The organism is Salinispora goodfellowii, from assembly GCF_059570675.1.
Genome location: NZ_JCANTD010000075.1, coordinates 1 through 4098, shown reverse-complemented (window position 1 = coordinate 4098; position 4098 = coordinate 1). Strand labels below are relative to the sequence as shown.

General features: G+C 72.5%; 2 protein-coding genes. Both read right to left on the bottom strand.

The window, feature by feature from the left end:
* Positions 1-1022 (bottom strand): beta-ketoacyl synthase N-terminal-like domain-containing protein (locus T398_RS26590; RefSeq protein WP_496450550.1); only part of this gene is annotated, 1022 nt, incomplete at its 3' end.
* 50 nt (positions 1023-1072) lie between these two features.
* Positions 1073-4098 (bottom strand): type I polyketide synthase (locus T398_RS26585; RefSeq protein WP_496450549.1); only part of this gene is annotated, 3026 nt, incomplete at its 5' end.

Genomic DNA, 4098 nt, shown 5'->3' with positions numbered 1-4098 from the left:
GCCTGCGCCTCAATCGGATCACCCAACGTCGTACCCGTACCATGCGCCTCCACCACATCCACATCAGAGGCAGAAAGCCGAGCATTCGCCAACGCAGCCCGAATCACCCGCTGCTGCGCCGGCCCATTCGGAGCCGTCAACCCATTCGACGCACCATCCTGATTCACCGCCGAACCCCGCACCACCCCAAACACCCGATGCCCATTACGCCGAGCATCCGACAACCGCTCCAACACCAACACACCAACACCCTCAGACCAGGCCGCGCCGTCAGCGTCGTCGCCGAAGGACCGACACCGGCCGTCCGGGGACAACGCGCGCTGCCGGCTGAACTCGACGAAGAGCTGCGGGGTGGCCATCACCGCGACGCCACCAGCCAGCGCCAGGCCACACTCCTCCTTGCGCAGCGACTGGCAGGCCAGGTGCACCGCGACCGACGACGACGAGCATGCGGTGTCCACGGTGATCGCGGGCCCCTCCAGGCCCAGGTGGTAGGCGACCCGGCCGGAGACGAGGCTGCCGGAGGTAGTGCTGTCGGCGTAGTCGTGATGCATCATGCCGACGAAGACGCCGGTGGCGCTGCCCTTCAAGCCAACCGGGTCGATGCCACCGTGCTCGAACGCCTCCCAGGATGCTTCCAACACCAGCCGCTGCTGTGGGTCCGTCTCCACCGCCTCCCGTGGGCTCATCCCGAAGAAGCCCGGGTCGAAGTCGGCGGCGTCGTAGAGGAAGCCGCCGTGCCGGGTGTAGCTCCTGCCGGGCTTGCCGGGTTCCGGGTCGTAGACGCCGTAGACGTCCCAGCCCCGGTCGGTCGGAAAGTCGGAGATCGCGTCGGTGCCGTCGAGGACGAGCTGCCAGAGGTCCTCCGGCGACCGGACACCCCCGGGGTAGCGGCAGCCCATGCCAACGATCGCGATCGGCTCCTGGTCCCGGACCTCCACCTCACGCAGTCGCCGGTTGGCCTGTTGCAGTTCGGCCGTGGCGCGCTTGAGGAAGGTCCGGAGCTTGTCGTCGTTCGCCATCGTTCACACCAATCTTCCGGCGCCGGAGGGACCTCGGAGTCGGACTGCCGTCAGGAGATGCCGAGCTCGTTCTCCAGGACGTCGAACAGTTCCTCGTCGGTGGCGGACTCGTAGTCGTGCCGGGTGTCGTCGGGGCCGCCGGTCCGGTCCTGCCAGCCACGTAGCACCGCCTCCAGCCGTGCGGTGACCCGGCCGTGCTCGTCGGCGGATACGCCGGCCAGGATCTTCTCCAGACGGTCGAGGTCGGCGAGGACGGCATCGGTCGGATCAGCATCGGGCACCACCAGGTCGGCCTTCAACGCCCGGGCGAGGGCCGCGGGTTCGGGGTGGTCGAAGACGAGCGTGGCGGGCAGCCGCAGGCCGGTGACGGTACTGAGCACGTTGCGGAACTCGACGGCGGCAAGGGAGTCGAAGCCGAGGTCCTTGAAGGCACGACCGGGTTCCACCGATGCCGGGCCCGGGAAGCCGAGCACAGCCGCGGCGTGCGTGCGAACCAGGTCCAGCAGCAGGGTGTCCCGGTCGGCGTCGGAGAGACCGACGAGCCGTTGCGCCAGCCCCCCGTCACCAGCCGTCGGGTCGCCCGTGGCCACGGGCCGGGCCGGGCTGCGGACCAGGCCGCGCAGCACGGCGGGCAGTGTGTCGGTCCGCCGCCGCAGTGCGTCCAGGTCGACCCGCACCGGTACGACGGTGGCCCGGTCGGCGGCAACGGCTGCGTCAAAGAGGCCCAGCCCTTCGTCGGTGGTCATCGCGGGCATGCCGAGCCGGCGCATCCGGTGCAGGCCGGCCTCGTCGAGCTGACCGCCCATGCCGGTGCCGGCGGCCCAGAGGCCGAAGGCCAGCGAGGTGGCCGGCAGCCCGTCTGCGCGGCGGTGCTGGGCGAGCGCGTCGAGGAAGAGGTTGGCGGCGGCGTAGTTGCCCTGGCCGGCGCCGGCCACCCAGCCGGCCGAGGAGGAGACGAGCACGAACGCGGCCAGGTCGAGGGCGCGGGTGAGGTCGTGCAGGTGCCAGGCGGCGTCCACCTTGGGCCGTAGCACCCGGTGTAGCTGTTCGGGGGTGAGGGCGTCAACCAGCGCGTTCTCGGCGATACCGGCGGCGTGCACGACGGCGGTGAGCGGGTGGTCGGCGGGAAGGTCGGCGAGCAGCGCGGCGAGCGCGTCCCGGTCGGCGACGTCGCAGGCGGCGACCGTCACCTCGGCGCCGGCAGCGGTGAGGCCCGCGACCAGTTCCGCCGCGCCGGGTGCGCTGGCGCCGCTGCGGCTGGTCAGCAGCAGCCGGCGTACGCCGTGCCGGGTCACCAGGTGCCGGGCGATGAGGCTGCCCAGCCCGCCGAGGCCGCCGGTGATCAGGACGGTGCCGTCGGCGGGCCATGGGGTGTCGCCGGGTGCCTCGGCGGGTACCCGGATCAGTCGGGGCACCAGCAACTGACCCTCTCGGACGGCCACTTCCGGTTCGCCGGTGGCCAGCGCCGCCGCGAGGTGGTCGGTGCCGGTGCCATCCGTGTCGACCAGGACAAACCGGCCGGGGTGTTCGGCTTCGGCGGCCCGGACCAACCCCCACAGAGCCGCCTGGACGGGGTCGACCGGGGTGTCGCCGGCACCAACCGCGTCGCGGGTGAGCAGCACCAACGTCGCCGCGGCGTACCCCGGCTCGGTGAGCCATCGGCGCAACAGCGCCAGCAGTCGTTCGGCGGCCCGGTGCACGGCGGCGGGCGGCGTGCTGGACGGGTCGAGGGTGACCACGACGGTGCCGGGTGCCGGGTCGGGCAGTTCCGCCTCCGCGTCGATGGGGGTCCAGTCGTCGGCGACGGCGCCCGGGGTGGGGACGGGCCGCCAGGCCACCTCGAACAGGTTGCGCTGATGGCGGCGGGCGGCGGTGCCGAGCACGTCGGCGGCCACCGGTCGGACCACCATCTGGTCGATGGTGGCGACGGGATTGCCGTTACCGTCGGCGACAGTGACGGCCAGCTTGTCGGCGGTGGCCGGGGAGATCCTGATCCGCAGGGTAGCGGCGTGCGCCGCGTGCAGGGTCACCCCGCGCCAGGAGAACGGCAACGGCGTGTCGCCTGCGCCTTCGGCTACGAGGTTGGCGTGCAGCGCCGCGTCGAGCAGCGCCGGGTGCAGCAGGAACCGGGGCGCGTCGGCGGCGGCGGCCTCGGGAAGCGCCGCTTCGGCCCAGACCTCGGCGGTGTCGCCGTCGCCGCGCCGCCACACCGCGCGCAGTCCCTGGAACGCCGGCCCGTAGCCATAGCCGTGGTCAGGTAGCCGGTCGTAGAGGCCGGTGAGGTCGACCGGCTCGGCGCCCGGGGGCGGCCACTCGGACAGGTCCGCGGCGGCCGGGTCGGCTCCGGCCCGGAGGACCAGGATCCCTTCGGCGTGCCGGGTCCAGCCGGTGCCGTCGGCCGCGTCGTCGGGCCGGGTCCAGATGCCCAGGGTACGGGCGCCGCTGTCGTCGGCGGCGGCGACCGTGACGCGCAGCGCCAGGCCGCCCTCGGCGGGCAGCACCATCGGCGCGCCGATGGTCAGTTCGTCCAGTACCGGACAGCCGACCTGGTCTCCGGCGTGCAGGGCGAGCTCCACCAGCCCGGTGCCGGGGACGAGGACGGTGTCGAACACCGCGTGGTCGGCGAGCCACGGCTGGGCCGTCCGGGAGATCCGGCCGGTGAGCACCACGCCGCCAGCGCCGGGCACATCGACGACCGCGCCGAGCAGCGGGTGGTCGGCGGAGTCCAGACCCATCGCGGTGGCATCACCGGGATCAGCCGGAGCGTCGATCCAGTAGTGCTGGTGTTGGAAGGCATACGTCGGCAAATCCACCCGCCGCCCACCCCCACACACCACACCCCAATCCAAATCCACACCCGACACCCACACCCGACCCATCCCCTCCACAAACCGCGTCACCTCACCACCACCACGCCGCTGCAACCCCACCACCACCGCCCCCGGCACACACTCCCCCACCATCGCCGACAACACACTGTCCGGACCCACCTCCACAAACCGCGTCACCCCACGCCCCACCAACGTCCCCACCGCATCCGCAAACCGCACCGTCCCCCGCACCTGCCCCTGCCAAT